The sequence below is a fragment of the Acinetobacter sp. genome (genome assembly GCF_036659555.1).
Taxonomy (GTDB): Bacteria; Pseudomonadota; Gammaproteobacteria; order Pseudomonadales; family Moraxellaceae; genus Acinetobacter.
In genome coordinates this window covers 1-4,318 of sequence record NZ_JAVXCI010000149.1, presented here as the reverse complement: position 1 = coordinate 4,318, position 4,318 = coordinate 1, and the positions used below count along the sequence as shown (strand labels likewise).

The 4,318-nt window shown below is 53.3% G+C and carries 4 protein-coding genes; 1 reads left to right on the top strand and 3 read right to left on the bottom strand.

Annotated elements, in window-relative coordinates:
- Positions 1 to 2,205, top strand: a 2,205-nt coding sequence (locus tag RSA72_RS14080; protein WP_332633378.1) for an OsmC domain/YcaO domain-containing protein, incomplete at its 5' end; no start/stop codon positions are given.
- A gap of 71 nt (positions 2,206 to 2,276) precedes the next feature.
- Here RSA72_RS14080 and RSA72_RS14075 read toward each other — a convergent pair.
- From RSA72_RS14075 to RSA72_RS14065, 3 genes are all read right to left on the bottom strand, one after another.
- Complete coding sequence (locus tag RSA72_RS14075; protein ID WP_332621990.1) at positions 2,277 to 2,906, bottom strand: CoA transferase subunit B; 630 nt, start codon at positions 2,904 to 2,906, stop codon at positions 2,277 to 2,279.
- A 1-nt stretch (position 2,907) separates the two neighbouring features.
- The gene (locus RSA72_RS14070) at positions 2,908 to 3,615 is read right to left on the bottom strand and encodes a CoA transferase subunit A (protein ID WP_332621989.1); all 708 of its coding nucleotides are present in this window, start codon (positions 3,613 to 3,615) and stop codon (positions 2,908 to 2,910) included.
- Between the two features lie 101 nt (positions 3,616 to 3,716).
- Positions 3,717 to 4,318: hydroxymethylglutaryl-CoA lyase (locus RSA72_RS14065; protein ID WP_332633376.1), on the bottom strand; the 602-nt coding region annotated here is incomplete at its 5' end.

Sequence of the window (4,318 nt, the reverse complement as noted above, 5' to 3'; positions counted from 1 at the left end):
ATCAAGGTTAATTATCTCGACAACCTTCGACAAGAAGCCAAGTTCGATGACTTCACGGTGATTGCCGACCAGCCGATCCGCTACAAAGGCGACGGTTCAGCGCCGGGGCCGTTCGACTATTTTCTGGCATCGTCAGCGCTGTGCGCAGCGTATTTTGTCAAAGTGTACTGCGCTGCCCGCGATATTCCGACCGACAATATCCGCCTGTCGCAGAACAACATTGTAGACCCGGAAAACCGCTACAAGCAGATTTTTAAAATTCAGGTTGAGCTGCCGGCCGATATTTCAGAAAAAGACCGCCAAGGCATTCTGCGCTCGATTGACCGCTGCACAGTCAAAAAAGTGATTCAAACCGGCCCGGAATTTGTCATTGAAGAAGTGGAAAGCATTGATGCTGACGCGCAGGCGCTGCTGATGCCGAGCCTGGCTTCAGAAAGCAGCACCTATATTGCCGGCAAAGACCTGCCGCTGGAAGAAACTATCGCCAATATGTCCGGCATTTTGGCCAATTTAGGCATGAAGATTGAAATCGCTTCATGGCGCAATATTGTGCCGAATGTCTGGTCTTTGCATATCCGCGACGCGCAGTCGCCAATGTGCTTTACCAACGGCAAAGGTTCAACCAAGGAAAGCGCTCTGGCTTCAGCGCTGGGTGAATTCATTGAGCGCCTGAACTGCAACTTCTTCTACAACGACCAGTTCTGGGGCGAGGAAATCGCCAATGCTGAATTTGTGCATTATCCGGATGAGCAATGGTTCCAGCCGGGGCCGAATGGCGAACTGCCGGAAGGCATTCTGGATGAATACTGCCTGGAAATTTACAATCCGGATGATGAGCTGCTGGGCACGCATCTGTATGACACTAATTCGGGCAATACCGCGCGCGGCATCTGCTCGCTGCCCTTTGTGCGCCAGTCTGATGGAGAAACGGTTTATTTCCCATCCAACCTGATTGAAAACCTGTACTTAAGCAACGGCATGAGCGCGGGCAATACCTTGGCCGAAGCGCAGGTGCAGTGCCTGTCGGAAATTTTTGAGCGCGCGGTGAAGCGCGAGATTCTGGAAGGCGAAATTGCGTTGCCGGACGTGCCGGAAGATGTGCTGGCGAAATATCCCGGCATTGTGGCGGGCATTAAAGGCTTGGAGGAGCAGGGCTTTCCGGTGCTGGTGAAAGACGCTTCGCTGGGCGGTCAGTTCCCGGTGATGTGCGTGACCTTGATGAACCCGCGCACCGGCGGCGTGTTTGCATCTTTCGGCGCGCACCCAAGCTTTGAAGTGGCGCTGGAGCGCAGCCTGACCGAGCTGCTGCAGGGCCGCAGCTTTGAAGGCCTGAACGACTTGCCGCGCCCGACTTTCAGCAGCAATGCCGTCACTGAGCCAAACAACTTTGTGGAACACTTTATTGACTCCAGCGGCGTTGTGTCATGGCGCTTTTTCAGCGCGAAATCGGACTTCGATTTTGTTGAATGGGATTTTTCCGGCCAAGGTGAAAATTCCAATGCGGATGAAGCGGCGGCGCTGTTTGGCATTCTTGAAGACATGGGCAAAGACGCCTATATGGCAGTGTATCAGCATTTAGGCGCAACCGCCTGCCGCATTTTGGTGCCGGGCTATTCGGAAATTTATCTGGTGGAAGATCTGGTTTGGGACAACACCAATAAGGCGCTGCTGTTCCGCGAAGATATTTTGAACCTGCACCGCTTGGACGATGAGCAGCTGGAAGCGCTGGCTGAACGGCTGGAAGATATTGAAGCGGATGATTACACCGAAATCACCACATTGATCGGCATTGAGTTTGATGACAATACCGTATGGGGCCAGCTCACAATTCTGGAACTGAAGCTGCTGATTTATCTTGCCCTGCAGCAGTTTGAAGAAGCGAAAGATCTGGTCGAGCAGTTCCTGCAGTACAATACCAACACCGTTGAGCGCGGCTTGTTCTATCAGTGCATGAATGTGGTTCTGGAAGTAGAGCTGGATGATGAGATGGAACTGGATGATTATGCAGCCAACTTCCGCCGCATGTTCGGTGATGAACGCATGGACGCAGTGACGGGATCGCTGGAAGGCAGCGTGCGCTTCTACGGCTTAACGCCGACCAGCATGAAGCTGGAAGGGCTTGACCGCCATTTGCGCTTAATCGACAGCTGCAAAAAACTGCATGCGGCGCGCGCCAAAGCCAAAGCAGCGGCTTTAGCCGTCTAAGGCTGGACAAAAAATCCATCTGAAGCTGTTTGCAGCTTCAGAGGGGTGTGCCGGTGGGCAGCGTTCAGTTCTTACTGAATCAGGCTGACCCCGGTGACTTTCTGAATATCATCAAAACTGACATCCTGGGCAAGCTCCACCAGCTTGACGCCGTGCTCGGTAATGTCCATTACCGCCAAGTCGGTAATGACGCGGTGCACCACGCCTTTGCCGGTTAGAGGCAGGCTGCATTGCCCGACAATTTTCGGCGTTCCGTCTTTGGCGCAGTGCTCCATCAGTACCACCACTTTCTGCACGCCGGCCACCAGATCCATGGCGCCGCCCATGCCTTTGACTTTTTTGCCGGGAATCATCCAATTGGCAAGGTCGCCCGTTTCAGACACTTCCATTGCGCCCAAAATCGCAATATTGACATGCCCGCCGCGGATCATCGCGAAGGATTCCGCGCTGGAAAAAAACGCTGCGCCTTTGCGCGCCGTGACGGTCTGCTTGCCAGCATTGATCAGGTCGGCATCTACCGTATCGGACGTTGGAAATTCACCGATGCCCAGCAGGCCATTTTCAGACTGCAGCCAGACGTTGATATGTTCAGGAATGTAGTTGGCGACCAGCGTAGGCAAGCCAATGCCTAAATTGACATAAAAGCCGTCTTCCAGCTCCAGCGCCGCGCGCTGCGCCATTTCATTGCGTGTCCAAGCCATGCTATGCAGCCTCCGTTTTCAATGTCATCTGTTCAATGCGTTTTTCAGGCTGCGCATTCAGCACAATGCGGTTGATGTAGATGCCCGGCAAATGAATTTCATCCGGGTCCAAATCGCCGATTTCAACAATTTCTTCCACTTCGGCAATGCTGATTTTTCCGGCCATGGCGCAAACCGGATTGAAGTTCTGCGCCGTCTTGCGGAAAATCAAATTTCCGGCCTTGTCTGCCTTATAGGCTTTCACCAGCGCAATATCGGCGGTGAGCGAGTTTTCCAGAATGTAGTCTTTGCCGTCAAACTCGCGGACTTCCTTGCCTTCCGCAATCAAGGTGCCGACGCCGGTCTGGGTAAAGAAGGCCGGAATGCCTGCGCCGCCCGCGCGGAGCTTCTCCGCCAGCGTGCCTTGCGGGGTCAGCTCAACTTCCAGTTCGCCGTTTAAATACTGGCGCTCAAATTCCTTGTTTTCACCGACATAGGATGAAATCATTTTTTTAATCTGCTTGGTTTCCAGCAGAACGCCCAGGCCAAAGCCGTCAACCCCGGCATTGTTGGAAATGCAAGTCAGCTCTTTAGCTCCGGTCTGCTTCAGCGCGGCGATCAGCGCTTCAGGAATGCCGCACAGGCCAAAACCGCCGACGGCCAAGGTTTGGCCGTCCTTTACAATATCCCGCAATGCAGCGTCTGCATTTTCATAGACTTTATTCGGCATCCGATACCTCTTTTCTGTTTGCGCTGTCATTGGTCTCTAATGACGCTTATTTGATGAATTTTTCAGGCCTTTATTTATTGCCAAATCCTGCCGGCTGGGCTTTAAGCGCAGCGGGTTTGCCAATAGGCATTGGCATAGTTGGATGGATTGGCGCGGTTCAGCACTTGGCTGATATTCTGGCTGGCATGCATTAAGGCATCTAAGTTAATACCCGTTGCAAAGCCCATGCCGGACAGCAGGTAATACAAATCTTCGGTGGAAACATTGCCCGATGCGCCTTTGGCATAAGGGCAGCCGCCCAGACCGGCAATCGATGAATCAAAGACCCGTATGCCTTGCAGCAAAGACTGATAGACGTTGGCAATCGCCATGCCGTAGGTGTTGTGAAAATGGCCGGCTAAAACGCTGCTGTCTATTTCCGCCAGGCAGGCTTCCCAAACTTTCTTGACCCGGTCTGGCGTCGCCGTGCCAATGGTTTCGCCCAGCGACACTTCATAGCAGCCCATATCCAGCAAGCGCTTGCTGACTTTGGCCACCTGCGCAGGGGCAATTGCGCCTTCATAAGGGCAGTCGGCCATGCAGGACACATAGCCGCGGACTTTAATGCCGCCGGCTTTGGCCGCCGCCAGCACATCTGCAAATTTTTCAAAGCTTTCATCAATCGAGCAGTTGATGTTTTTCCGGGTAAAGCTTTCAGAAGCTG